General features: G+C 38.6%; 21 protein-coding genes and 8 tRNA genes. 19 read left to right on the top strand and 10 right to left on the bottom strand.

Going from position 1 to position 25,289, the window contains the following annotated elements:
• The first annotated feature begins 81 nt into the window (after positions 1-81).
• The 10 genes from NFR51_RS02870 to NFR51_RS02825 all read left to right on the top strand — a co-directional run bounded on the left by NFR51_RS02870 (position 82) and on the right by NFR51_RS02825 (position 4,719).
• Positions 82-154, top strand: a tRNA-Val gene (locus NFR51_RS02870).
• Between the two features lie 2 nt (positions 155-156).
• Positions 157-229: transfer RNA gene (locus tag NFR51_RS02865), tRNA-Asp, on the top strand.
• A gap of 37 nt (positions 230-266) precedes the next feature.
• Positions 267-339 (top strand) — tRNA-Lys (locus NFR51_RS02860).
• 46 nt (positions 340-385) lie between these two features.
• Positions 386-467 (top strand) — tRNA-Leu (locus tag NFR51_RS02855).
• A 13-nt stretch (positions 468-480) separates the two neighbouring features.
• Positions 481-553 (top strand) — tRNA-Thr (locus NFR51_RS02850).
• A 70-nt stretch (positions 554-623) separates the two neighbouring features.
• A tRNA-Gly gene (locus tag NFR51_RS02845) sits at positions 624-695 on the top strand.
• A gap of 38 nt (positions 696-733) precedes the next feature.
• Positions 734-819: transfer RNA gene (locus NFR51_RS02840), tRNA-Leu, on the top strand.
• A 550-nt stretch (positions 820-1,369) separates the two neighbouring features.
• Positions 1,370-1,855 (top strand): competence protein, encoded by a 486-nt coding sequence (locus tag NFR51_RS02835; protein WP_338147366.1) that lies wholly within the window; start codon positions 1,370-1,372, stop codon positions 1,853-1,855.
• A gap of 240 nt (positions 1,856-2,095) precedes the next feature.
• Positions 2,096-3,292 carry a phosphoglycerate kinase gene (locus NFR51_RS02830; protein WP_251712238.1) on the top strand — a complete coding sequence of 399 codons (1,197 nt, stop codon included), beginning with the start codon at positions 2,096-2,098 and terminating at the stop codon, positions 3,290-3,292.
• Between the two features lie 257 nt (positions 3,293-3,549).
• Complete coding sequence (locus NFR51_RS02825) at positions 3,550-4,719, top strand: class I SAM-dependent rRNA methyltransferase (protein ID WP_251712237.1); 1,170 nt, start codon at positions 3,550-3,552, stop codon at positions 4,717-4,719.
• A gap of 154 nt (positions 4,720-4,873) precedes the next feature.
• On the opposite strand, the gene NFR51_RS02820 is transcribed toward NFR51_RS02825, so the two are convergent.
• Together NFR51_RS02820 and NFR51_RS02815 are read right to left on the bottom strand one after the other, a co-directional pair.
• On the bottom strand, positions 4,874-5,908 hold the full coding sequence (locus NFR51_RS02820) for a YdcF family protein (RefSeq protein ID WP_251712236.1): 1,035 nt from the start codon (positions 5,906-5,908) through the stop codon (positions 4,874-4,876).
• A 713-nt stretch (positions 5,909-6,621) separates the two neighbouring features.
• Positions 6,622-7,605, bottom strand: coding sequence for an aldose epimerase family protein (locus NFR51_RS02815; protein WP_251712235.1), 984 nt, complete (start codon positions 7,603-7,605; stop codon positions 6,622-6,624).
• Positions 7,606-7,732: 127 nt separating this feature from the next.
• Here NFR51_RS02815 and NFR51_RS02810 point away from each other — a divergent pair, with 127 nt between their 5' ends.
• From NFR51_RS02810 to NFR51_RS02790, 5 genes are all read left to right on the top strand, one after another.
• On the top strand, positions 7,733-9,127 hold the full coding sequence (locus NFR51_RS02810) for an FAD-dependent oxidoreductase (protein WP_251712234.1): 1,395 nt from the start codon (positions 7,733-7,735) through the stop codon (positions 9,125-9,127).
• 13 nt (positions 9,128-9,140) lie between these two features.
• Positions 9,141-10,421 carry an MFS transporter gene (locus tag NFR51_RS02805; RefSeq protein WP_202230006.1) on the top strand — a complete coding sequence of 427 codons (1,281 nt, stop codon included), beginning with the start codon at positions 9,141-9,143 and terminating at the stop codon, positions 10,419-10,421.
• A gap of 103 nt (positions 10,422-10,524) precedes the next feature.
• Complete coding sequence (locus NFR51_RS02800) at positions 10,525-12,657, top strand: hydantoinase/oxoprolinase family protein (protein ID WP_251712233.1); 2,133 nt, start codon at positions 10,525-10,527, stop codon at positions 12,655-12,657.
• Between the two features lie 25 nt (positions 12,658-12,682).
• Complete coding sequence (locus NFR51_RS02795; RefSeq protein WP_251712232.1) at positions 12,683-13,315, top strand: hypothetical protein; 633 nt, start codon at positions 12,683-12,685, stop codon at positions 13,313-13,315.
• A gap of 52 nt (positions 13,316-13,367) precedes the next feature.
• On the top strand, positions 13,368-14,240 hold the full coding sequence (locus tag NFR51_RS02790; protein ID WP_251712231.1) for an ROK family protein: 873 nt from the start codon (positions 13,368-13,370) through the stop codon (positions 14,238-14,240).
• A 38-nt stretch (positions 14,241-14,278) separates the two neighbouring features.
• Here NFR51_RS02790 and NFR51_RS02785 read toward each other — a convergent pair whose 3' ends face one another.
• Positions 14,279-15,133 (bottom strand): MurR/RpiR family transcriptional regulator, encoded by an 855-nt coding sequence (locus tag NFR51_RS02785; RefSeq protein ID WP_251712230.1) that lies wholly within the window; start codon positions 15,131-15,133, stop codon positions 14,279-14,281.
• Positions 15,134-15,227: 94 nt separating this feature from the next.
• On the opposite strand from NFR51_RS02785, the gene NFR51_RS02780 reads away from it, so the two are divergent.
• Positions 15,228-15,896: an SGNH/GDSL hydrolase family protein gene (locus NFR51_RS02780; protein ID WP_251712229.1), complete on the top strand. Its 669-nt coding sequence runs from the start codon at positions 15,228-15,230 to the stop codon at positions 15,894-15,896.
• Between the two features lie 274 nt (positions 15,897-16,170).
• Positions 16,171-16,554, top strand: a complete 384-nt coding sequence (locus NFR51_RS02775; protein WP_251712228.1) for a tyrosine-type recombinase/integrase — start codon at positions 16,171-16,173, stop codon at positions 16,552-16,554.
• Between the two features lie 13 nt (positions 16,555-16,567).
• On the opposite strand, the gene NFR51_RS02770 is transcribed toward NFR51_RS02775, so the two are convergent.
• The 7 genes from NFR51_RS02770 to NFR51_RS02740 all read right to left on the bottom strand — a co-directional run bounded on the left by NFR51_RS02770 (position 16,568) and on the right by NFR51_RS02740 (position 22,249).
• A tRNA-Leu gene (locus NFR51_RS02770) sits at positions 16,568-16,653 on the bottom strand.
• A gap of 83 nt (positions 16,654-16,736) precedes the next feature.
• Entirely contained in the window at positions 16,737-18,005 is a 1,269-nt protein-coding gene (locus NFR51_RS02765) for a BaiN/RdsA family NAD(P)/FAD-dependent oxidoreductase (RefSeq protein ID WP_251712227.1), read from the bottom strand.
• Positions 18,006-18,152: 147 nt separating this feature from the next.
• Positions 18,153-19,655: an ABC transporter permease/substrate-binding protein gene (locus NFR51_RS02760; protein WP_251712226.1), complete on the bottom strand. Its 1,503-nt coding sequence runs from the start codon at positions 19,653-19,655 to the stop codon at positions 18,153-18,155.
• Positions 19,639-20,490, bottom strand: coding sequence for an ABC transporter ATP-binding protein (locus NFR51_RS02755; protein WP_251712225.1), 852 nt, complete (start codon positions 20,488-20,490; stop codon positions 19,639-19,641). Before NFR51_RS02755 ends, NFR51_RS02760 begins: the two co-directional genes overlap by 17 nt.
• A gap of 100 nt (positions 20,491-20,590) precedes the next feature.
• Complete coding sequence (locus tag NFR51_RS02750) at positions 20,591-21,604, bottom strand: Gfo/Idh/MocA family oxidoreductase (RefSeq protein ID WP_251712224.1); 1,014 nt, start codon at positions 21,602-21,604, stop codon at positions 20,591-20,593.
• The gene (locus NFR51_RS02745; RefSeq protein WP_251712223.1) at positions 21,601-21,750 is read right to left on the bottom strand and encodes a hypothetical protein; all 150 of its coding nucleotides are present in this window, start codon (positions 21,748-21,750) and stop codon (positions 21,601-21,603) included. The genes NFR51_RS02750 and NFR51_RS02745 overlap by 4 nt, the downstream gene beginning before the upstream one ends.
• 19 nt (positions 21,751-21,769) lie before the next feature.
• Positions 21,770-22,249 (bottom strand): S-ribosylhomocysteine lyase, encoded by a 480-nt coding sequence (locus NFR51_RS02740; protein WP_251712222.1) that lies wholly within the window; start codon positions 22,247-22,249, stop codon positions 21,770-21,772.
• A gap of 890 nt (positions 22,250-23,139) precedes the next feature.
• Between NFR51_RS02740 and NFR51_RS02735 the strand changes: the two genes are divergently transcribed.
• Together NFR51_RS02735 and NFR51_RS02730 are read left to right on the top strand one after the other, a co-directional pair.
• The gene (locus NFR51_RS02735) at positions 23,140-23,985 is read left to right on the top strand and encodes an aldo/keto reductase (protein WP_251712221.1); all 846 of its coding nucleotides are present in this window, start codon (positions 23,140-23,142) and stop codon (positions 23,983-23,985) included.
• Between the two features lie 190 nt (positions 23,986-24,175).
• Positions 24,176-25,270, top strand: a complete 1,095-nt coding sequence (locus NFR51_RS02730; RefSeq protein ID WP_251712220.1) for an alanine dehydrogenase — start codon at positions 24,176-24,178, stop codon at positions 25,268-25,270.
• Positions 25,271-25,289 lie beyond the last annotated feature (19 nt).

Here is a 25,289-nt window from a genome sequence, read left to right as displayed (position 1 = left end):
TCGAACACAGAAGTTAAGTCCTATTACGCCGGATGTAGTTGGGGGTTGCCCCCTGCGAGATAGGGTAAATGCCAAGTTATTGGGAGTTTAGCTCAGCTGGGAGAGCATCTGCCTTACAAGCAGAGGGTCAGCGGTTCGATCCCGTTAACTCCCATAGGTTCCGTAGTGTAGCGGTTATCACGTCGCCCTGTCACGGCGAAGATCGCGGGTTCGATTCCCGTCGGAACCGTTTCGAGTAGAGATACTTGAAAGTAAGACAAAGAGAAGACTCGTTAGCTCAGTTGGTAGAGCATTTGACTTTTAATCAAAGGGTCGCTGGTTCGAGCCCAGCACGGGTCATACTTTGACCATAGGTTGAGGTATAGAGCGTTGGAGCACTTGTCAAGCGGATGTGGTGAAATTGGCAGACACGCTAGATTTAGGTTCTAGTGCTTTAGGGCGTGGGGGTTCAAGTCCCTTCATCCGCATTTCTTTTTAATAGCCGACTTAGCTCAGTTGGTAGAGCATCTGATTTGTAATCAGAGGGTCGCGTGTTCGAATCATGTAGTCGGCATTGCTTTAACTGTTTTTATTAGAGGGCAGATAGAGTGTTTAGGGAATGAGTAACTTTTTCCAGTAAGCGTGCGAACGTAGTTCAGGGGTAGAACACAACCTTGCCATGGTTGGGGTCGCGAGTTCGAATCTCGTCGTTCGCTTTGTTAGTTCTCCCTTTGTGGGAGATTTTCCATATTTTGCCGGGGTGGCGGAACTGGCAGACGCACAGGACTTAAAATCCTGCGAAGGGTAACCTTCGTACCGGTTCGAAACCGGTCCTCGGCATCACTCACACCAAGGGTTTAGCGACTCTTGGTTTTTTCGTTGTTTAATTAAAGGATTTGACTTAGCTTTTAACAAGTTTACTATAGTGACTGAGTAATTAATAAATACTTTTGCATGTTCGCTGTTGAATTGTTAATGGGAGACTTGATGGGTTTGTTAAGAAATGTATAAAAATTATAGGAATATTAAGCGGTATTAATAGTGTGATGTATTATTTGATAAAGGCTTGAAAATCAAGGTGCTCCTCGTATTTTTGTTTAATTGGATTTATATTAATAGTTTTTAACAGCTCAAAGATACTTTAGCTGTTTTATTTTGGAAAGGAACTGTTTATGTAGCACTACTGATAAATATCAGATAATTTCTATAGATTACTTTACTATGAAAATAGAGAGCTGTATATGGTAGTTTATTTGTCAAGATGTCAGTTTTACGCGAAGCTATGGTATTCTACTGTTAGGAGTAGAGACACCACAGGAGGGAGGTAAATTATAGCATATAGTTAGGATTAAAAGGACTTGAGAATTAGAGAGGAGATGAAGGCAAGATGCTGAATAATAATTTAGATAAGGAACAGTTGGAAGAAATATTTCATTCGCTTCAACATATTGTATGGAAGAACAGTCATTTAATTAAGATAAATCTTTGGACAATGGATGATTATCGACAGGAAGGACGCTTGGTTCTCTATAAGTTGCTTGAGGATGGTGTGACTCATGAAAAGCTATATTGTCATTTTAAAGTACGATATAAACAGAGGCTAATAGATATAAAAAGAAGAGAGCGAGCGTTCAAGCGGGGTTTTGACTGTGGGAGTGGTCTAGATATATACGAGCATTCAGATGCCTTGAAATGTAAAGCTGACACTCCTGAACACATGTTGATTTCAGCAACTTTGCTTGAAGAAGTGCTTCAACGTTTGAGTCTGAGATATCGTAAATTACTGAAAAATCATCTGTCAGGCGGTGAATTACATAGGATGGAGAAGTATCGTTTGAAAGAGAAGATAAAGCAAATATTATATGAAAAAGAATGACATTTGAGACAAGTATGAAAAACTTTTGAACATAATCTTTGATGAAAACTAAACTATTTTAAATGGAGGAAAGCCGGCTTTTACGGTTTCAGAATAAAATAATATTAGAATGGTCGTTTCATTCTCAAAATTTTTTTCATGCATTTATCGTGCCAGATGAAGCTTGTAAAGAAAGTTTTGCCTAAATTGTGATATAATTACTTTATTAGTAAATAAAAAAATATAGGAGATTTCCAGAAAATGGCAAAATTGACTGTTAAAGATGTAGATCTTAAAGGTAAAAAAGTTCTTATTCGTGTGGACTTTAATGTCCCACTTAAAGATGGTGTAATTACTAATGATAACCGCATTACTGCAGCACTTCCAACAATCAAGTATGTACTTGAACAAGGCGGCCGTGCAATCCTCTTTTCTCACCTTGGTCGTGTTAAGGAAGAAGCAGACAAAGCTGGAAAATCTCTTGCTCCAGTGGCAGTAGATTTGAGTAAAAAATTGGGCAAAGAAGTTGTCTTCCCAGGGACTACACGTGGTGCTGAATTGGAAGCTGCTATTGCTGAATTGAAAGATGGCGATATCTTGCTTGTTGAAAACACTCGTTTTGAAGATGTTGATGGTAAGAAAGAATCTAAAAATGATCCTGAACTCGGTAAGTACTGGGCTTCACTTGGAGATGGTATCTTTGTAAACGATGCATTTGGTACTGCTCACCGCGCACATGCTTCAAACGTAGGTATTTCTGCAAACGTTGATAAAGCAGTAGCTGGTTTCTTGCTTGAAAATGAGATTGCCTATATCCAAGATGCTGTTGAAAATCCAGTTCGCCCATTTGTAGCAATTCTCGGTGGTTCAAAAGTTTCAGATAAAATCGGTGTTATTGAAAACTTGCTTGGTAAAGCAGATAAAGTTATCATCGGTGGTGGTATGGCTTATACATTCTTCAAAGCACAAGGCATCGAAATTGGTGATTCTTTGGTTGAAGAAGATAAGCTTGACTTGGCAAAAGAATTGCTCGAAAAAGCAGACGGTAAACTTATCTTGCCAGTAGACTCAAAAGAAGCTAACGCTTTTGCTGGTTATACTGAAGTAAAAGATACTGAAGGTGAAGCAGTTGATCCAGGTTTCCTCGGTCTTGATGCCGGTCCTAAGTCAGTAAAACGTTTTGCTGAAGAACTTAAAGGAGCTAAAACTGTTGTTTGGAATGGTCCTATGGGTGTCTTTGAAAACCCTGACTTCCAAGCTGGTACTATCGGTGTAATGGATGCAATCATCGCTCAACCAGGCGTGAAATCAATTATCGGTGGTGGTGACTCAGCAGCAGCAGCAATCAACCTCGGTCGTGCAGATAAATTCTCATGGATTTCTACAGGTGGTGGAGCTTCTATGGAACTTCTTGAAGGTAAAGTTCTTCCAGGGCTTGCTGCTCTCACAGATAAATAATCACATGAAAAATAAACCCTCGTCTTGTCAGACAGATTATAGCTGAAGTCTTTTGACTTTGGCTTTTTTCTATAGTCGAACGATGAATAAGGAGAGGGATAGGGGTAAAGGAAGTAGGCCTATAAATTTCCTGTGTCTTGATTTAAATTAATAAATGAAATGACAAGGTTTTTATCTGAGGGCAGTAAGCATTGTATGACGTAAATAGGCTGCCTTTAAATTGAGGGATGAACGACTTTTTTTGATACAATAATATCATGAAGAAAATCACAGTAAAAAAACAGGCAGCAATAAAACTTCGTCGTACTTTTCCGTTAATTGTTGCGGATGATTTGAAGTTTCTTCCAAAAGAAGATTCTTTTGTTGACTTTGTTGATGAGAAGGAAAACTTTTTGGGGAGAGGATACTTATCCAAGCAAAATAAGGGGGCAGGCTGGGTCTTAACCCAAGCACAAGAGGACATCAATCAAAGTTTTTATAAAAGAAAGTTTGAGAATGCCAAAAATGACCGACTTTCTTTTTTTCAAGATGAGTTGACAACAGCATTTCGCTTATTTAATGGTGAAGGTGATGGTTTAGGCGGGGTAACTGTCGATTATTATGCAGGTTATGCTGTCTTTAGTTGGTACAATGCTTTTATTTATGCACAAAGTTCAGATATTATCGCTGCTTTTCAGTCCGTTTACCCAGAAATTAAAGGAGCTTATGAGAAAATTCGCTTTGAGGGGCTGCACTTTGAGAGTCGTTTTCTCTATGGTCAAGCAGCTCCAGAGCCTTTAGCGGTAAAGGAAAATGGTGTTACTTATGCAACTTATCTGAATGAGGGCTTAATGACCGGTATTTTCTTGGATCAGAAAAATGTTCGAGGAGCTTTGGCAAATGGTTTAGCTGTGGGTAAGACACTTCTTAATATGTTCAGTTACACGGGTGCTTTTTCTGTAGCAGCTGCCTTTGGTGGGGCTAGCCAAACAACCTCAGTGGATCTAGCAAAGCGTTCTTTGGACAAAACACGTGAACAGTTTGAAATGAATGGTATTGCCCCAGAAACTCAAAAAATATATGTCATGGATGTCTTTAACTACTTTAGCTATGCCAAGAAAAAGGAGTTGTGTTATGACATTGTTGTCTTGGATCCACCAAGTTTTGCACGAAATAAGAAAAAGACCTTTTCTGTTGCTAAAAATTATGGAGAACTGGTTCAGCAATCTGTGGATATCTTGAATAATAATGGCCTTTTGATTGCTTCTACAAATGCTGCGAATGTCAGTCGGAAAAAGTTTAAAAAAATGGTTCAAGAGTCTTTGGAAGATAAAGGTGTAAGTTACGTTATTTTTCAAGAGGAACACTTGCCTTCAGATTTTAAGGTGTCTCAAACGTTTCCAGAAGGTGACTATCTTAAGGTCTTATTTATCCAGATAAAAAAATAAAATTTGAAAGTGAAAAATGCTTAATCATGTGCATAAAGGCGCAGGGATTAAGCATTTTTTATATTTTTGATTAAAATCAGTTAAAGTCCACTTTTGCCACGAAAAGAAAATTTATCAGTATCTACTCCTGCACTGGTTTAGTTCAAAGGCTACACTATATAGGCAAGAAGCTGCTTACTATAATCAAGAAAATCAGAAGAACAAGCCCAATAACCCAAAATTTATTGTGGGAGAGTAATGCAGCATATTCACGAATGAGTGCTGTTGGTAAGAAATAGAAAGCAGTTGGAGCACCAACACCTTCCGCTTTAAGATGGACTCTGTGAGCATATAAACGTGCTCGAAGGACATGATAGTTATTCGTTGAAAAAATAATGACAGGATACCGTTTATTGTATTCAGAATGGTATTGCCAATCCTCCTCAATAAGACGCTTTGAGAAAAGCATGTTTTCATAAGTTGTTGTTGACTGGTCTTCCATGATAATATTTTCTTCAGGAATATTTTGAGACAGGAGATATTTTTTCATAGCAAAAGCTTCAGAAACGGGCTCATCATCACCTTGTCCACCACTGACAATAAATTTAGAAGAGGTATTTTTACAAAAATACTCGATTCCCTTGTCTAAACGACTTTTTAAAAGTGGAGGAACCTCTTCGCTAGAAATTCCTGATCCAAGGACGATGATATAGTCGATTTGTTTTTTTACGGGGAACATCTGATACATCCAAGAATAAAGCAAGTAGGCCATGAAGATGAAAGTAAGAGTTAAGTCAAGCAGCAAGAGAAATATTAAAATAATGCTGAGAAATAAAGGAACATTTATAAGCCCTGAGACCAATACTAAGAAGAGAGGGAGGCTAATAATGAGGTTAAGTCCCAAAGCAGCAGAAAGTTTAGCAGTTATACTTTTTCCTTCTCTGGTCCGCATCGTTTGTGAGTTTAGGATGAGATAAATACAAAGAACTAAAAAAACTAAGGGAATGAGAAAATAAAAAATTCCTAGAGAGATTGTGGAGCCGTGAGTTGTTTTCTCATCAAGAAATACCAGTCCCAAGAGTAGAAGGGTGAAGAAAGAGAGTATTAGACCTGCAGCTAAAAGTAATCCACCCATAATGCTTCGATCTTTAAATTTTATGAGTAGATAACCTATGGCAGAAATGACTAAAAAGAACAGTAAATAAAACATTAAATCCTCCAATAACTAAATCCAGTATAACATGCTTACAAGCTTTGAAACTAGAATGTTGTATTGTTTTAAATAGCTTGAAAAAATTTACCCCGGACCTGCAAATAGTTACAAAATTTTATGACGTAACCGTCTTAAAAGTGCTTGGAAAAGGTATTTTCTTTGACTTAACGAGAATAAAATGAAAAGAAGAAAACAAAATAAATCTACTTATGGATGATTGCAAGTAAAAGATGAGAGTACCAGACATCATCAAAAATGGACATATAATATTCAGACGAGGGCAAAAAAGAAAAGCACCCGTCTACTGTACTTTTTAAGGTATAAGAAACATTGATAAGTTATTTATGCAGCTGCCTTTATGCTTGATAAGGCATCTAACAAAAATGTTTTAAAAATCTCAGTATATAAGTCGGGGCTACTGGAAAGGAGTTGGGGCAAAAGTCGGTTTTTGATCAGTTTTAGCAAAAATAGAAAAAACAAAAATGCTCAATCAGGGCATTATCTGCCGAAATTTAGCGTTTTTTCATTATTTTGGACTTTTGCCCCAGCCTCTTTTTATACGACATATAGATATAATTCTATTTTTATTGCACAATATATTGTGTTTTAAAAAATATGTAAAGTTTTTCAGCAGACTCATATAAGTCTGGGATTTTTTTCTTTTAAAATATTTTATATTTTTTCTAAATAAACAATTGGGCATGTCTTATTTAAATCAAGTTACAACTGTTCCCATCCATCTTTTTATCCTTTAAATTCAAGAAACTATAGGTAGTTTCGGAAAAATATTCTTCACCAGCTTTAAGCATAACTTTTTCTAAGTTATTAGCTGGGTATTGTGTTTCAAAAGTAATTCCAGAATATTTTGGTTTATTCTCGAAATGTATTTGTGGCTGATTCAAGGTAAATACGACAGCTGCAGGTAATGTAGTATTTATTTTAACAGCTCGTCCACTTTGAGGATGACTGATTATCCCTACTTTTTTCTTGTCTAATGAAAAAGTAGTGTCTAAACCATCAAAAGTGCTTAAATTTTTTAATGATTTTCCATCTAAATCTGAAAAATCAAGTATATCATCCTTTGTGATTTTGGAACTACCGATAATTACTTTTTCTGTATTTTCTACAAAATATTGATTGCTTGAGAGATAAAGAGTGTGACTTTCAACAGTATCTTGATTGTTTCCGCTCAAATTAAAATAGATATGATTGGTTGGGTTGAAATGAGTCTTTTTGGTTGCAATAGCTGATATAGCCATTTTTAGCTGCAAATGCTGATTGATAGAATAAATGACCTTTACTTTCAAATGGTTTTCAAGATCATTTAAAGTAAAGATAAGCTGGGTTTCATATGGTAATTCATTAATTTCAAAGTCCCAAATTTTTTTATCGTATCCGGTATTTCCACCGTGGAAATGATAAGGTGGTCTGTTCACTTCAAGAGAGGTATCATTAATTTCATAGCGACCAGCTAAAGGACCAATGATACTACCTGAAAAAGTTCTATTTTCTATCCAGTACTGTCGTGAATTAGGGGTTAGCACTATATTTTCCAAATTACCTGCACAATCTGAAAATTTTATTTCAAAGATAGAGGCTCCGATATTTGCAAAAGTTATTTCAAGTTTATCATGGATATTAAACGTGATAAAATCAATGCTTTCTTTTGTTTTCTCTACAGAATAATTAATCATATTTTTACTCCTTTTTTATAATCATAACATATTATTGGATTTTATTTTCATAAAAATTGACACATTTTGAAAGAAATGCTATTATATAAAATGTAAGCGCTAACGAAAAAGCAAGGAGTAAATGATAATGAAAACAAATTATGATGTGATCGTTACAGGTGGTGGCATGTCTGGTGTCTTCGCTGCGATTGCAAGTGCACGAAATGGAGCTAAAACGCTGATTATTGAGCAGTATGGCTATTTCGGCGGTTCTTTAACAGCAAATGGTGTCGGCCCTATGATGACTTTTTTTGCAGGAGAAAAGCAGGTTATAAAAGGTTTGGGTGAAGAGATGGTCCAGCGCATGGTTGAAAAGGGTTACTCGCCAGGTCATGTGCTTGATTCTACCAATTATATTTCGTATTTAACACCATTTTCAGCAGAAGGTTTGAAAATTGTTTTGGATGAAATGGTGCAGGAAGCAGGATGTGATATTCTGTTTCACACGAATCTTGTGTCTGTTGAAAAAACGAACAGTAAAATTTCGTCTATTACCGTATTAAACAAAGATGGACTGACAAACTTGACAGCAAAATACTTCATTGATGCAACTGTGGATGCGGATTTAGCAACTGAGGCGGGAGTTCCATTCCAACTGGGGCGTGAATCTGACCAAGCGATGCAGCCGATGACGATGAATCTTAAAGTTTATGGTGTGGACACACAAGAGCTTAAGAACACGGTTCTGAAAGATCCAGAGAAATTCCCACGGCTCAACCGAAATCTTAATGTAATGAAAAATACGGAAATTCTTTCATTTATTGGTTTTGATGAGGAATTTAAAAAAGCCAAAAAAGAAGGACGTCTCAGTATCCCCCGTGAAGATATTTTATTTTTTGAAACAAATGTCCCTGGTGAATTCATTATTAATACAACACGTATTATCAACGGAAGTGGTGTCTCCGCAGAAAGTTTGACACGCGCAGAGATGCTCGGCAGAAAGCAATGTGCAGAGTTATTTAAGTTTTTAGTTGAAGATATTCCTGGATTCAGAAATGCGAAGATAGTATACACAGGACCAAGTATTGGTATCCGTGGAACACGTCAAATTAAAGGTGTTTATACGCTGACTAATAAAGACGTTCTGGAAAGAACGGATTTTAAAACACACATTGCTCATTCGGGTTACCCCATTGATATTCATAACCCTAAAGGTGAAGGAACAGTTTCAGTTCATAGTGCACAGAGTGAAGAAATAGAGCATGAGAAGTTTGATGCAAGTACTTTTGATAGCTATTACAAAATCCCATATGAAATCATGATTACTAACGAGTTAGAAAATCTCATAGTAACAGGACGCTGTGTTTCTGCTTCCTTTGAAGCGCAGGCAGCGATTCGTACGACACCAACAATGACTGCACTCGGACAAGCAGCTGGTCTTGCTTCTGTCCTGGCTTTGAAAGAAAATCAGTCTGTTAAAGAAGTCGATGTCTCGGCATTACAAGATATACTTATTGCACAAAAAGCTTATATTGAAAAATAAAAAGGAATAAAAAATGGAAACTTTACAGTTAATCGGAATTATAGTTGTTTTCCTCGGCGCAGTAGCCCTGATGATGACACGCAAGTTGCCAACAATCTTGGCACTTCCAATCATGGCAATCTTAATCTCTGTTATTGCAGGTGTACCTTTTATGTCAGAGGACCCAGAGAAATTTACCTTGGTTAAGGGTGTTCTTGAAGATGGTTCAATGCGTATGGCCACAGCTATTTCAGGCTTGATTTTTGGATCACTTTTCGGAAAAATATTGACAAAAATTGGTGTTACCGAGCTGATTATCAAAAAAGCTGCAGAGATGGCTGGTGATAAAGCATTACCGCTTGCTCTCTCTTTCTTAGCCGTAGCGTCAGTTATTTTTACAGCCTCTAACGGGCTTGGAATGGTCATTTTGGTTGGGACAATCATTATCCCAATCATGATATCTGCGGGTCTTTCTCCCATGATTTCTAGCATCATTCTTCTTTTGGCCAATGGTATTGGGGTAACTTTCTCAGTTTCTACTCTTGCGGTATATATTGATGTGCTTGGTCTCCCCCTTGAAACGGTGACATCTTATTCTTGGATGGTGGGACTTCCCTTGATTATCATGTCTATTATCATGGTGGTTTACTTTGTAAAATTTAACGGAAAACGTAGAAAAGCTTGGGCGATGCCCGCGAATAAAGGGCGCAACAATAACGTGCGCTCAATTGCTCTAATTGCTCCAATCGTACCAGTTGTTTTAGTTTTTGCTTTCAATGTGCCACTTGTAGCGGCTATTATTACAGGTATTCTTGCTGCTTTATTATTAAGTACTCCGAAGAATCCAATTCATGTTGTATCCTCAGCATTTGTCGAAGGGATTCAGGATATTGCTGGAGCAGCAGGCTTGATGATAGGTATTGGTATGTTGCTGAATGCCGTCATGTCAGTAGAGGTTTCAACCATCTTGGATGGTGCAATTGAGGCTATCATTCCTAACGGTCCAATCATGTTTGTTGTAGTCTTCGGTTTGCTTGCTCCGCTTGCAATTTATCGTGGTCCATTAAACGTTTGGGGTCTTGGTTCAGGAATTGTTTCCTTACTTGTTGCTGGTGGTATGAACCCAGTTATGGCAATGGTTGCTTTGCGTTTGAATTCTAATGTACAAGCAGTATGTGATCCTACAAACTCACATAATGTCTGGGTGTCAGATTTCACAAAAACAGATGTTAATGATGTGTTGAAGAAAACAATTCCTTGGATTTGGATTTCAACAGTTATTGGTTTGATTGCTTCAACTTTCTACTTGTTTTAATACTTAAATGCGAGGTGGGAGTAAACGCTCATCTCAAGTATTTTATTTGCTGGCAAATTTGTCAGAATGTTACTAGATTTTAGAAAAGAGAAAAATAAAGAAAATGGGAAAAAAGGTAAGAATTGGTATTGACGTTGGAGGAACCTTTACTGATGCAGTAGCGATTGATAACGACAGTTATGAGGTCATTGCCAAAGTTAAAATTCCAACCACTCACTCAGAAGGTGTGGCAAAAGGAATTGTGAATATTATCGATAAAATCTTGACAGAAAATAATATTGCGCCGTCCGATGTAACCTTCATCGCTCATGGGACAACTCAAGCAACAAATGCACTTTTGGAAGGCGATGTTGCGAAGGTCGGGATTATAGGCATGGGAACGGGTATGGATGCGCGCTCTGCCAGGAAAGAAACCGCAGTTGGTGATATTGAACTGGCACCGAACAAGTTTCTAAGCTCAGAGCATACATTTATTGATTCTTCGAAATTAGATGATTTGGCTATTGAGACATCAATTAAAGAGTTTATGGGTAAAGATGCGCAAGTTATCGTTGCTTCTGAAGCTTACTCCGTAGATGATCCTGAAAATGAAGAGCTGGTTATCAAACAAGCGCAGGAAAAAGGTTTGTATGCGACAGGTGGACATGAAATTTCACAGCTTTATGGTTTAAAAATGCGTACACGTACGGCGGTTGTCAACGCTTCGCTCATTCCTAAGATGATGCAAACGGCGAATATGACTGAAGATGCAGTATTGAAAACCAATATCCAATCTAACTTGATGATTATGCGCTGTGATGGTGGCGTTATGTCAATTAATGAAGTGCGCCAACGACCAATTTTGACAATGTTGTCCGGTCTTGCTGCAGGGGTTGCGGGAGCACTGATGTATGAAAAGGTATCAGATGGCATTTTCTTTGAAGTAGGCGGAACCTCTGTTGACATTTCTGTAATCAAAAACGGAAAAGTAATGATTAAATATGCGCAAGTCGGGGGACACAAGACTTACCTTCGTTCACTAGATGTTCGGACATTAGCAGTTGCAGGTGGCTCAATGATTCGTGCTAAAGATGGCAAAATTATTGATGTCGGACCACGCTCTGCTCACATCGCGGGGCTTGATTATGAAAACTTTACAGAGAAAGAAAATCTACTTAATCCTGAAATCGCGTTTGTTTCACCACGTGAAGGTGATCCTAGCGAGTACGTGATTATTAAAGGTGAGAGCGGAAAACAATATTCATACACTCTTGCAGGTGCAGCTAACTTACTTGGCTATGTTCCAGATGGTGACTATGCTCAAGGTAATACAGAAGCGAACAAATACGCATGGGAAGCTCTAGGTAATTATCTGAAAATGACTGCAGAAGATGCCGCACGCGAAGTTATTCGTTTGGCCATTGATAAGTTAGAGCCAGTTATTGATGACCTGATTGCTGAGTATGAGTTGGATAAGAATTTTATCACCCTTGTTGGAGGAGGAGGCTCTGGAGCGATTGTTGTTCCTGCCCTTGCTGAGCGCTATGCTATGAAGTGGAAATTAGCGCAAAATGCACCATATATCTCAACTATCGGGGTTGCCTTAGCTATGGTACGCGAGCAGATTGAACGCTCAATTGTTAATCCTACAGAAAAAGATATCAAGAAAATACGCGCTGAAGTTATTGAAAAAATTGTTCAGTCAGGAGCGAATGAAGAAACTGTAGATGTCAACATCGAAATTGATACACAAAGAAATATTGTTCGTGCCGTTGCTACAGGAGCAACCGAATTGCGCCAAAAAAATCTTGGAGCCGAAGAAGTAACAGAAGAAGAATTAAAGAAGTTAACTGCTGAAGCGCTTTCTGTTGATGCATCTACTGTTGAAAGAAAAGCTCAGATTGGTCGCTGGAACTTGATGAATTCCTTAGTTATAAAGAAAAAACTTTTCTTTAAGAGCAAGCAAAACAATATCTGTGTCATTGATAGCGAAGGTGTAGTACGCTTTAAGCAGAGTAATGCCTACTCTTTTGTTTTCAAGAAAAATCAAGCGGATTCAGATTTCTTACAGTTTGTTGATGAACATACGATTTATTCTGATGCCAATGCGACCATTCCGAAAGTTTATATATTTTATAAGGAAAAAATGTTAGACTTGACAGGAATGCAGACCATTGAGCAGTTGACATCAATCTTGGATGTTGAAACAGAAAATTTGAACGATACAGAAGAATTAATCGCGGTTGCTTACAAATAACTAATTTTTAGGAGAAGCGTATAAGATGAATTACAGATTTTCAGATGAATTTTTAGCCTACTTGGAATTGAAACAAGATATGCTTTTTCATAAAATACCTGACAAAAAAATTTCATATTATATTTCTTCGTCCTTGGAGAAAGGCAAGGCACTAGCTCAGAAGTATCAGGGGAGCACTCTGGAGGATTTATTTAAAAAGCTAGATATCTTGGTAACTCCAGCAAAAAGCGAGGGTTCATTTTATAAAGTGAAGTTTCGCGCTCAGTTTGAGGTTGATACAAAGGGAAACAAGGAGATTGTGATTTACAATCGTTCCATACAAGATCTGGCGGATAAAAACGATGTGACTTTCGAGGGAATGAAAAAAATTGTGCTAGCCCATGAACTTTTTCATTTTTTGGAAGAAACACTTGATGAAAGTGTTTCTGAAAACCTTGAAAGCATTGAGTCCTTTAAGTTTTTAGGCTTGTCTAGAAAGGCAAAAATATCGCGTGCTAGTGAAATAGCAGCTAATGCTTTTGCTAAAACATTTTTGAAGCTAAATTATTTGCCAAATTACTATGATTACCAATACATTTTAAAGACAAATCAGATGAAAGAAAATGAACTTGAAGAAGAGTATCAGAATTTTGAAAAGGTTTTCAAAATAAATGATTAAAAAATCGTGTGTCAGATACACGATTTTTTAAAACTAGAGTAAGGAGACATATATGAAATTATTAGGAAGCATTGAAGCTGGTGGGACAAAGTTTGTTTGCTCTGTAGCAAATTTTGACTTTGAAATTATTAAAAGCATACAATTACCAACGACGAGCCCAGAAGAAACTTTGACAGCAGTGATAAAATTTTTTGAGATATATGAACTGACAGCCTTAGCAGTAGGTTCTTTTGGACCAATTGATATTCAAGAAGATTCTGAACGCTACGGATTTATTACCAGTACCCCGAAATTAGGGTGGAAAAATACGGATATAGTTGGACCTCTCAAATCAGCATTGAAAGTACCGGTTGTTTGGACAACAGATGTGAATAGCTCTGCTTATGGCGAAAAGATGTTTGGCAATGGTCAGGGCACATATTCTATAGTCTACTTTACCATCGGTACAGGTATAGGGGGAGGCTCTGTTCAAGGTAATCAGTTTATTGGGGGCATTTCTCATGCTGAGATGGGACACGCAATTGTCGAACGGCATGAAAAAGATCGTGATTTTTTAGGAGTTTGTCCGTTTCACGGTAATCGCTGCCTTGAGGGCTTGGCGAGTGGTCCATCGATTAAAGCACGAACTGGCAGGAGTGGAGAAGACTTGCCGGTAGACCATGAAGTCTTTGACTTAATCGCTTATTATGCTGGGCAAATTGCTTACAATACTTATGTTAATTTGGCGCCTGAGCGGATTATTTTTGGTGGCTCAGTTTTACAATCGATAGATATGACTAAGGTTCGTAAATATTTTAATGAATTTAATAATGGATATGTTCAAACACCTGATTTGGATGACTTGATTCAAATTAGTGGTGTAGCAGATAACGGTTCAGCAACCTTTGGAAACTTTGCTTTGGCCTTAGAGGCACTGAAAAAATAAAAAAACTGGAGTTGTAAACCCCAGCTCTATTACATGTCTTACCACTCGTATCGCGATGAATCCGCGGCTTGGAAGGAGTTGATGATTGTATCACTACTCAGTTTTCTTTGGCGCAGTGCACGATTATCACGAAGTATTGTCGCATATATGATATCAAAAATGAGTGAAATCATAGGTGTGTTTGAAAGAGTTAGGCTGTTATTTGCCATGACATGATCAGGCGTAATCATCTTAATATCAATCAAATTATCAATTTTTGGATTATCATTTGAAGACAGTAGCATTGTTTTGATATTATTCTTTTTAACGTTTGCCAAGAAGGGAATGATATCTTTGGTCACAATAGATGGAACTACTGCTATGAGCAAAGAATCGCTAGTCATATTGCTAATGGAAAGTTGGGCCTCTAATGGTTCTTTCAAGTGAGTGACTTCTAAACCAATTTGCCTTAGTTTGAAAGCAAACTCATCACAGATAAAGGAAGTGGGATAAATTGATATCAAGAAGATTTTTCTAGACAGAATAATTGTAGCAGCAGCCTCTTCAATGGTTTTTTCGTCAAGCAGGGCACAGGTGTTGACAGCCATTTTTTGGTAATCAGCAGTGATATACTCAAGTAAATTGGAGTCATCAATGTCTTCTTGATTAAGCTTTTCAAACTGAGTTGTAGATTGTGCAAGCGCAATTTTGAACTTATTGAAACCTTTGAACCCGATTTTTTTGCAAAAACGATTGATGCTAGCCTCGGAAGTATTGATTTTTTTTGCTAGTGTAGTAATTGTATTGGCAATAACAAAATCGGGATGTTCAGTTACAAATTGGCTGATTTCGTACTCACTAGTTGTAAATGTAGATTCTAGTGATTTAATTTTTAATAAGACTGCAGATTGCATAGTAAGGTCCTTCTCCCTATTGTGTAATTCATTATATCAAATTTAGACTATTTATGAAATGGGAAGGGAAATACATGAAAGGGTTGGAAATAAAATGGATTGGTCTGGAAAAAGAGGGCAGTGGTTTGGGGATTCAATTAGTGAACAGGATGGTAAACCTTATTCTGATACAGGTGAAATTGCTATTGGTTATCAAACTTTAGTAAAACGTGCACTGGGATTCAGTCATTTGGAGAATTTGGCGATATCTGGGCGACCTGTAGCGAATGGTTCTGCAAATGGTTCAGGGACAGTTTCGACTGTTTTAGAGGAGTATATCCCGAGTGACTTAGTCGTGATTGCAGGTGGAACTAACGATTATCGTTTAGATCGAAAAATCGGTAAAATAAGAAAGGAAAGCTTTGATGAGGACACTTTTATTGGTGCCTTTCAAACAGCAATAGAACATATTAAAAAAACTAATCCTAACCAAGTAATTGTCCTAATGGCACCGCTTCAGCGTGACAAAGATGGCTATAACTGTCAAAACCCTAACCTGATTGGCAATTACTTGAGAGACTATGTTAGAGCAATTCTAGAAATTGGTAATTATTATGACTTACCTGTGTGGAATGGATATGAAAAATCAGGTGTTAATGAGGCAAATGTGGGTCAATTCACTTATGATGGCTTACATTTGAATAATAAGGGATATGAGCGAGCTTGTGCAAGTTTGATTGTTTTTTTGGAAAGGATAAATTGCGGAGTTTTGGGAAATCAATAGTTATCTCAATAATGCAAGGGTATAAGTTGAGGATGTTGTGCTTTAATTATGAATATATATATAAAGGTGTGGATAATCCGGTTTGGAAGGATATTGATTTCAAGACAGGGATTGTGGATTTGAGCTATCGCCTTGAGAAAGGTTCTCAATCTGGGAAATAATGCGTGTCAGAGGCATGAAAAATAAGTACCGTTTTCGTTATCTTCAGCTGAACGAGAGCCTCTTAGAGGAGTTGCGTCAGTGGAAGTAGGAGCAGAAGGTTCTTCTGGTAAAAATGAATATTGAGCAAACAGAAAATCAGTTTCTCTTTAGCTTTACCAGTCCGAAGCATGGTGTCAACCAACCTTTGGAGAGAGACTGGCTCAATCGAAAATTGAGGAAGGTGGAGCAGGTTTACAACTTACCTCATATGACCCCTCATGGTTTCAGACACACCTTTATCTCTGATTCTCTTAATGCGGGTGTGAATCAATTCTCCTTAAAGGGGATTGTGGGACACTCTCCGGTATCTAATGTGACAGAGCATACTTATGGACATGTGAATGCGCAGGCTCAAAAGTCTGTTTTTGAAACGGTTGAAGCCGCGCGCAGGAATGGTACACTCATGGTACACTCTGGAAAAAAAGAAAAGCACCCAGCCTCGAAAACCAGTGCTTAAATCCTTATAGAGATGCGGAAGGCGGGACTTGAACCCGCACAGCCAAGATAGGCCACAGGATCCTTAATCCTGCGCGTCTGCCAATTCCGCCACTTCCGCGAAACGGTACCTTAACATGATACCATTTCAATAAAAGGAATGCAAGAATTAACTTATCTATAGAAATTCTTTCGTGTAAGTGTTTAGTATTTTATATAAGAAGACATTTCGGCAGCATGGATTCCTGCAACATGTCCTGTAACAAAGGCACAGGTGATATTATATCCTCCAGTATAGCCATTTATATCTAGAAGCTCTCCTGCTATATATAATCCAGGGATTAACTTACTTTCCATCGTTTTAGGGTTAATCTCTTTGAGCTGCACACCACCGCCTGTGACAAAAGATTTTTCGATAGGGAATGTTTTGCTGATTTGAATGGATAGAGCTTTGAGAAGGGAGCAGAACTTTTCGAGCTGCTTTTCCGTTAATTGTTTAGCAGGTATATCTGCATCAATCTGGGCTTGGTGCAGTAAGAAAAGTAAAAAGCGTTCTTGGGTCAGTGAGGCAAAGGCATTTTTTACAGCTTTATTATTGCCGTGTGCCGTTTGCTTTAATTCATTGAGGAGCTGTGCAGTAGATATGTCGGGAAAACTGTCGAGAAGGACGGTTACAGTTTCAGCTCCTTTGGCAAGCTCTGGATTAATAAAACTTGAACAACGTAGAGCAGCTGGGCCACTGATGCCAAAGTGGGTAAAGAGCATATCCATCCGGTGTTCAACGAGAGTTTTTCCCTTGCTGTTTAACACACTCAACCGAATATCACGAAGGGAAATGCCTTGCAAAGTTCGCTCACTGATAAATTTCTCTGAGGAAACAAGAGGAGCTTCTGTGGGGTAAAGGGGCGTGATAGTATGCCCTGCCTTTCTCGCCAACTTATACCCATCACCAGTTGAACCTGTTGAGGGGTATGCCCGTCCTCCTGTAGACAGAATAACGCATGAGGCTTTGAAACTGTCAGTTTCTGTTTCCAAACCTTTGATTGTTCCATCTTTAATATTGAGCTGAGTGACAGCAGAACTCGGAAAATAGTCAACACCAAGTTCTTGTAACTTATCAAAAAGAGCATCAACGATTGTTTTGGATTTATTAGTTATGGGAAACATTCTTCCATGGTCTTCTTCTTTAAGAGCTATGCCATTTTTCTCAAAAAAATTAATAATATCAAGATTGGAAAATTGGGCAAAAGCACTGTGCAGAAAGCGACCATTGCCGGGGATATGGGTGATGATTTCTTCAACTGAATGTCTGTTTGTGACATTGCAACGGCCACCACCAGTCATCAGTAACTTTTTCCCTACTTTTGGATTTTTGTCTATTAAAGCTGTATGTGCGCCATTTTCAGATGCGGCTATAGCTGCCATCATGCCCGAGGGACCAGCACCAGCAACGATTACATCATATTTTTTCATAGTTTAATTATACCATTCCAGTTGTATCACATTCATTCAGTAAAACCTGATAGAGTAAAGAGAGGAGCGTGAAGGAGAGGCGAGACTTAAGAGTAATTCCTTAACCTAAAATGAGTTTGGGTGTTCAGACTATTACCGACGTAAGATTTATAGTAAATCATGTGTAACTAGAAACTCATGTGCAACAGCGGCAGGATCTTTTTGTTCAACATTGACCGCATAGTTCATGTTAATCATTTCCTCATCAGTGATTGCTCCTGCAAGTTTATTCAGACTTTGTTCCAGTTGGGGATATTTTTTGAGCAAATTTTTGCTCATCAATGGAGCTGCCTGATAGGGCGGAAAAAGTTTTTTGTCATCTTTGAGCACGGTAAGCTGGTATTGTTTGATTTGACTGTCGGTAGAGTAAACTTGAGCTATATCGACATTTTTGCTGTTTAATGCATTATAGATAAGGCTTGTCTGCATTGTTTTGACATCAAAGTTTAAACCATAAAGACTTTGAAGTCCTTTGTATCCATCTTGACGATTGGAAAATTCCAAGTCAAAACCAGCTTTGACAGTAGGAAGTTTATGAAGGTCTGAAATAGTTTTAAGATCATATTTTTCTGCATAGTGGGTTTTAACAGCTAAGGCATAAGTATCTTGAAAATTCATCGGTAAAAGGTAGGCAAGATTATCTAGTTTGTCAATACCTGCGCGTGCTTCTTCATAAACGGTTTGAGGGTCAGTTGATGTGGTCGGATGTTTTAAGAAAGTTGTCAAGATAGTTCCTGAAAATTCTGGATAGATATCGATTTTATCAGATTTTAGGGCATTGTAGAGGAAGGTAGTATCTCCAAAGTTTGGCTTGAGAGTTACCTCAATATCACTGCTTTTCTCAATCACTTCCTTGTACATATTAATCAGCAAAGTAGGTTCAGCACCAAGCTTACCAGCAATGGTAATTTTGGGGTGATTGTTTGCCTGAGGATTGTAATAAGAGGCTAATAAGAGTAAAAGTCCCGCAAAGAAGCTTATCAGTATGGTTTGGAGCTTGGCTTTTTCCAAGAAGTGAAGCAAGGTTGAAAATATAACAGCCAGCAGTGCAGAGGAGATAGCCCCAATTAAGATAAGATTGACATCGTTAGAGTTGATACCTAAGAGGATAAAGTTTCCAAGCCCTCCTGCCCCGATAAGAGCGGCCAATGTTGCTGTTCCGATAACCATAATGCCACTGGTTCTTATACCTGCCATGATAAAGGGCAGGGCAAGCGCAAGCTCAAACTTCATTAAACGTTCACGACGATTCATACCAAAGGCTCTTGCAGCCTCAATCAAGGAACAGTCAATCTGTTGAAGCCCTGTATAGGTATTTTGGATGATTGGAAAGAGAGCGTAGACTACCAGAGCAATAATAGCAGGTAATGAGCCAATCCCAACGAAGGGAATCAAAAGTCCTAATAAGGCCAGGCTAGGGATAGTTTGAAAAATTCCTGTGATTTGCAGCAGGGGTTCAGCTAATCTCGAATAACGTCTTAAGAGCAATGCCAGAGGAAGTGCAATCAGTATGGCGATAAAAAGCGAAATTAAAGAAATCTGGATGTGCTGCAACAAGGCGAGCCAAAACTGAGCCTCCTGTTGTTGAAAGGTATTAATCAGATTGTTCATGTGTATTCACCTCCATACTTTTCAAGACATCTGTCAAGGGAGTGTCATCTGAAAAATGATTGTCTGCAAGAGCTTTTTCAAAGTTTTTTAACTTATATCGGGAAAGGTCTTGCTGATAGTCAGTAAAAAATTCAGCGACAAATGTATTAGCAGGTGCATTTAAAATCTCTTGTGGTTTACCAATTTGCTGGAGCCTGCCTTCTTTGAGTATAGCGATACGGTCAGCCATTGCCATTCCCTCGGACATATCATGCGTGACGAAAACCGTCGTGATTTGCAAAGTTTTTTGCAAATCTTTAACAAGTTCTTGTAACTGTTTACGTGATATAGGGTCTAGGGCAGAAAAAGGCTCGTCCATTAAAATAATTTTGGGCTTGCAGGCGATAGCGCGTAAAATGCCAATTCGCTGCGCTTCACCCCCAGAAAGCTCATGGGGATAACGATTGAGGTACTTATCTGCTTCAAGCCCAACCAGTGGCAGGAGCTCGAGAACACGCCGACGGATTTCGCTTTTGCTCCAGCCTTTCAATGCCGGAATAATCCCGATATTTTCTAAAACAGTCATGTTAGGAAAAAGTGCTATCTGCTGAAGAACGTAGCCTATTTGTAGACGAAGCTCTCGTAAATTTATGGTTTGGATATCTTGTTTGTCAATAAAAATCTGCCCTTGATTTGGGTCAATCAACCGATTGATCATCTTGAGCAATGTTGTTTTCCCGCCGCCAGAAGAACCTGCAAGTACAAAAAATTCATGGCTTTCAATAGAGAAGTTAATGTCTGAAAGTACAGCCTTTTCTCCGTAGCTTTTGGTGACGTTTTTGAATGTAATAGTCATGGTTCAATTTTAACATTTTCTCTTTCGCTTTTTTGCTCAAACGACTCACTCTTTGACTGAAAAATAAAAGAGTGAAAAAAGAAAAATCCTCCGTGAGGATTTATTTAAAAGCATTTTCCAGTGTTTCAATAACCGCCAGAATTTGCTCATCTGAAACCAACTTTTCTTTACCGTGAACTAAAGAGTTATAGGCTGAATCATAAACACGACCGTAATCACCCAAAACTGTTGGGATTGACTTTTCGATACGATCTCCATTTTGGTTATAGTAAGTTAGTTGTGCGAAGTCCTGGGATGTATCGGCACCAAATCCTTCGTCTCCTGGAGCTATCCCTGCCTTGAGATCATTTTCCTGTTGATCAACATGTTCTTTAACTAATGTTCCTTTAGAGCCATAAACCACCCATTTTGGACGACTGACAGCAGCTAGTTCTGTGGCTTGCACAGTTGCTCGGAATTTTTTATAAATCAAGTTGACAGAGAAATAGTCATCTACAGCATCCGCATCACGTGTAGAACGTATGTCGTATTGAACGGTTTCAGGTTTACCAAAGAGTGAAACCATTTGATCTACCAGATGGACGCCATGACCATACCAAGCACCATCGAAATTCTCGCCCCTACTTGCATCTGCTGGGCGATAGTGATCCATTGTTACAGTCAAATCAATCAGATCCCCTAAATATCCTGTTTCCAAAACCTTTTTAACCGTCAGGAAATCGCTATCAAAGCGGCGGTTTTGGAAAGGCATAAAGAAGAGCTTTCTTTCTTTGGCAAGCCCAACCAGTTCTTTAGCTTGCTCTAAAGTCTCTACTAGAGGCTTATCGCAGATAACATTCTTTCCTCCAAGCAGCAGTTTCTTACTGGTTTCATAGTGGGCAGAACCGGGGGTGACAACAATAACCAGATCAATGCTGTCGTCTTGGATAATATCGTTAATATCTGTTGAGAAGACTGTACCATTTGCCTCAAGAACAGCCTGCTCAGGGCGTTTGCCTAAGGTACGATTAACGATGCGCGAGATGTTAAAATGGTCGCGAATCTTAATGTAGGGAATATGATAACGGTTGGTTGATTTGCCAAAGCCGACATATGCGATGTTTAATTTTTTCATGATTTTTTCTCTTTTTTCTTTTGAGACAAATATTGTTTTTTTAATGCCTCGATTTTGGCTAATTTGTCAGTTTTAGTTTTTGAATTTTTTTCGTGGAATTTTTGGACAGCAGCCTGTCCCTTATAGTCTAGCTGATACTTTCCCATGACTTCCTTTCCTTAACTTTTATTTTACCGGTTGGCGCTCAAAAGCATCAGACGAGATGCCTTTGTTCAGGATTTTTTTCGCCCACTCTTTCGCTGAAAATAGTGAATGATCGCGATAGTTTCCGCATTCTTTTTCTGAAACACCAGGAACATCGCCCCAAGTAAAGCTATCTCCCGCAAGCTCTTCCAAGGAAGAAGTGATAACCTTGGCAATTTGCTCAGAACTGGGTTGGCCCCACATAATCATGTGGAAACCCGTGCGACAGCCAAATGGTGAAAAGTCAATCATGCCATCAATACGATCTCGGATTAAACTCGCCATTGCGTGTTCAATGGTATGCAAGCCACTCGTTGGTATTTCTCCGTGGTTAGGCTGGACAAAACGAACATCAAAGTTTGTGATGCTATCTCCTTTAGGACCGGTTTCTGTCCCGATTAAACGTACATAGGGTGCTAAAACTTTTGTGTGATCCAGTTGGAATGATTCGACTTCGGCCATTGTTTTTCTCCTTTTTCCTTACTTTATGGACGTTGAATACTTTAACTTTTCATTTGATAATTTGTTCCTACTGCAGTGCGCTAATCTTTTAGGCACCGCCTAAACAAACACCTTTATTATAACACATTCCGGCTCAAGTACTTTTCATCTTGTCTCTTTACAGTTTTGATTATTGGATGAGACAGGTGTGGGGTTTCACGTAAAACAATGACGGTAATGTTAAAGAGTCTTTGCCTGAGTTTTCCGAAAAACTCTGGACAACAGGAGATAAAATATCCTGTTGTATAATTACGAAGTCGTTTTAACTTAAAAGCGATGAATATAAAAAATACGGGAGACATACCATATTCTGTAATCAGACAGCACAGCACGGTAGCTTTCTTAACTTAGCAGTACATGTTCTAATTATTCGGAGCGTGTGGCAGGAGGAGGGACAGTTATGGTGCTTTTAGGGATTGAGGTAACGGCTGACGTGGGGAAGTTGCAACCGCTGAGCAGCTTTGCTCGCATGAGTATGTAGCCCTTTCTTCGTATTTATGGGCTTATGGGCGCTCAGGCCATTTTATTTACCAAGCAGAAGCTTAAAGAAAGCATTCAACACTCTCCCTAAACTTCATCATTTCAGCGGGAAACGAGTGAGAGACTGGAAACACCTGTTCTTCATTCTTCCAATATCCGCGTTCTCCTTCTACACTTCCGAACCAAATTTTTTTGTCTCCTTTCATAAAGTGATAGAATAAAGTAAGAAAACAAAGAAAAGCTGTAGTTAGAGCCTTTTCGAAATTGTCTAGCGATTGGAGAAATTAACTAATCCACAGCGTGCTTATTCAAGTTTAACACTTGAGCTTTGGCAGTAGCTAACTGCACTAATATAAATATAAGGAGAAATTATGTCACTTATAGAAACTTATACTCTTTCAAATGGCATGGAAATTCCCAAAGTTGGTTTTGGAACATGGCAATCAAAGGATGGTGAAGAAGCCTATCAAGCAGTTAAAACGGCTCTAGAAGTTGGTTATCGTCATATTGATACAGCTGCCATTTATGGCAATGAAGAATCCGTGGGACGTGCAATTAAAGACAGCGGGATTGCACGCGATGAATTGTTTATTACCACAAAGCTTTGGGATCTTGGAACGACTGAAGATGCAAGAGCAGCACTTGATGAAAGTCTAGAAAAACTCGGTTTAGATTATGTTGACCTCTATTTGATTCACTGGCCGAATCCTAAAGCCTTCCGCCCCAATTTTGCTGAACGAAACGCAGCTGTCTGGAAAGCGATGGAAGAGGGCGTGAAAAATAACAAAGTGCGTGCGATTGGTGTATCAAACTTCCATCCCCGTCATTTGAAACCATTACTTGAAGTTGCTGAGATAAAGCCTGTTGTCAACCAAATCATGGTCAACCCTTCAGACCAGCAAGAAGAGGTCGTTGCTTTTAATAAAGCACACAATATCTTGACAGAAGCTTACAGTCCACTCGGCACAGGTAAGATTTTTGCCATCACTGAACTTGCTGATATTGCAGACAGATATGGGAAAACAGTGGCACAAGTTGTTTTACGTTGGAGCCTACACAAAGGTTACCTTCCTTTACCAAAGTCTGTAACAGCAAGTCGTATCAAAGAAAATGCAGACATTTTTGATTTTGATTTGTCAGATGAAGATATAGCCTTTATCGACAGTCTTCATGGCAAAGCAGGCCTTGCTCGAAACCCAGATGAAGTCAATCACTAAGAAGTATGTCCTTAAAAAGTACACCAAATTGAAAGATTTGAGTGTCTTTTTTTATAATTTGCAGAATATGTACAATAAGAATAAGGAAATATTAAAAGAATGTTTTATTTTAAAAAAAATATTGTCAAAAGAGAATGAAAGCGCTATAATATACTTGATAAAATTTTCACAAAAGGAGAAACAATTAGGTATGAAAATTGGTGTAATTAAAGACCCAAAACAAGGTGAAGCACGCGTAGGGATGACCCCAGAAAACGCGAAAATTCTCGTTGAAGCGGGGAACGAGGTGCTTGTTGATAGAAATGCAGGTGCGGGTTGTGGCTTTACAGACGATCTTTATGAGGCAGCTGGAGCTCAAATCGTAGATACAGAAACTGCTTGGGAAGCGGAGCTCATCGTTAAAGTTAAGGAACCGATGGAATCTGAATACAAATACTTCAAACCAGGTCAGATTATCTGGGGCTTCCTTCATCTAGCAGCGAATAAAGCTTGTGTTGAAAAAATGATGGAGGTGGGTGTAACAGCTATTTCTGGTGAAAATATCTCCATCAATGGTGTTCTTGAGTTGCTCAAGCCAATGTCAGCTATTGCAGGACGACGTGCAGTAAACATTGGACAATATTACCTTGAAAAACAGCACGGTGGTGAAGGAATCCTCTTGCCAGGTATCGCAGGCATTGAAGCTGGTACTGTTGTTATTTTTGGTGGTGGGAATGCTGCAGAAAATGCTGCTGATATAGCAGTAGCTTTAGGCTGCAAAGTTATCATCATTGAACTTGGAGATGCGCGTATCGCGCAGCTTAAAGAGCGTTATGAAGGAAAAAATGTTGAGATTGTCAAGTCAACAACAGAAGCTTTAGAAGAAAATATCAAACTTGCAGATGTCTTTATCTCAACAATTCTAATTCCAGGTGCTAAACCGCCAAAATTAGTGAAAGAATACATGGTTAAATCAATGAAACCAGGTTCAGTCATTGTTGATATTGCTATAGACCAAGGGGGGACAGTGGAAACAATAGATCATGCAACGAATCATGCAGATCCTGTTTTCATTAAACATGGCATTATTCACTATGCAGTACCAAATATGCCGGGTGCAACACCACGTACAGCAACCATTGCCTTAGCTCAAGGTAACCTTTCTTTCCTCAAAGAAATCTCTGTTAAAGGTCTGGACGAAGCGTTGAAATCAAAAGAACTTCTGTCAGGACTGAGTGTCTATAAGGGAAAAGTGGTTTCCAAGCCTCTTGCTGATTCAATTGATGTCACCTATACAGAATTTTAGAAAGGATTTGAGGAAAAAC

The sequence above is a fragment of the Lactococcus ileimucosae genome (genome assembly GCF_943193185.1).
GTDB classification, from domain to species: domain Bacteria; phylum Bacillota; class Bacilli; order Lactobacillales; family Streptococcaceae; genus Lactococcus; species Lactococcus ileimucosae.
This window is presented reverse-complemented; position numbering and strand designations above follow the sequence as displayed.

Coding starts and splice junctions, on each gene's coding strand:
- NFR51_RS02830 (WP_251712238.1), top strand. CDS start 2,096: ATGGCAAAATTGACTGTTAAAGATGTAGATCTTAAAGGTAAAAAAGTT.
- NFR51_RS02825 (WP_251712237.1), top strand. CDS start 3,550: ATGAAGAAAATCACAGTAAAAAAACAGGCAGCAATAAAACTTCGTCGT.
- NFR51_RS02820 (WP_251712236.1), bottom strand. CDS start 5,908: ATGTTTTATTTACTGTTCTTTTTAGTCATTTCTGCCATAGGTTATCTA.
- NFR51_RS02815 (WP_251712235.1), bottom strand. CDS start 7,605: ATGATTAATTATTCTGTAGAGAAAACAAAAGAAAGCATTGATTTTATC.
- NFR51_RS02810 (WP_251712234.1), top strand. CDS start 7,733: ATGAAAACAAATTATGATGTGATCGTTACAGGTGGTGGCATGTCTGGT.
- NFR51_RS02805 (WP_202230006.1), top strand. CDS start 9,141: ATGGAAACTTTACAGTTAATCGGAATTATAGTTGTTTTCCTCGGCGCA.
- NFR51_RS02800 (WP_251712233.1), top strand. CDS start 10,525: ATGGGAAAAAAGGTAAGAATTGGTATTGACGTTGGAGGAACCTTTACT.
- NFR51_RS02795 (WP_251712232.1), top strand. CDS start 12,683: ATGAATTACAGATTTTCAGATGAATTTTTAGCCTACTTGGAATTGAAA.
- NFR51_RS02790 (WP_251712231.1), top strand. CDS start 13,368: ATGAAATTATTAGGAAGCATTGAAGCTGGTGGGACAAAGTTTGTTTGC.
- NFR51_RS02785 (WP_251712230.1), bottom strand. CDS start 15,133: ATGCAATCTGCAGTCTTATTAAAAATTAAATCACTAGAATCTACATTT.
- NFR51_RS02780 (WP_251712229.1), top strand. CDS start 15,228: ATGGATTGGTCTGGAAAAAGAGGGCAGTGGTTTGGGGATTCAATTAGT.
- NFR51_RS02775 (WP_251712228.1), top strand. CDS start 16,171: ATGAATATTGAGCAAACAGAAAATCAGTTTCTCTTTAGCTTTACCAGT.
- NFR51_RS02765 (WP_251712227.1), bottom strand. CDS start 18,005: ATGAAAAAATATGATGTAATCGTTGCTGGTGCTGGTCCCTCGGGCATG.
- NFR51_RS02760 (WP_251712226.1), bottom strand. CDS start 19,655: ATGAACAATCTGATTAATACCTTTCAACAACAGGAGGCTCAGTTTTGG.
- NFR51_RS02755 (WP_251712225.1), bottom strand. CDS start 20,490: ATGACTATTACATTCAAAAACGTCACCAAAAGCTACGGAGAAAAGGCT.
- NFR51_RS02750 (WP_251712224.1), bottom strand. CDS start 21,604: ATGAAAAAATTAAACATCGCATATGTCGGCTTTGGCAAATCAACCAAC.
- NFR51_RS02745 (WP_251712223.1), bottom strand. CDS start 21,750: ATGGGAAAGTATCAGCTAGACTATAAGGGACAGGCTGCTGTCCAAAAA.
- NFR51_RS02740 (WP_251712222.1), bottom strand. CDS start 22,249: ATGGCCGAAGTCGAATCATTCCAACTGGATCACACAAAAGTTTTAGCA.
- NFR51_RS02735 (WP_251712221.1), top strand. CDS start 23,140: ATGTCACTTATAGAAACTTATACTCTTTCAAATGGCATGGAAATTCCC.
- NFR51_RS02730 (WP_251712220.1), top strand. CDS start 24,176: ATGAAAATTGGTGTAATTAAAGACCCAAAACAAGGTGAAGCACGCGTA.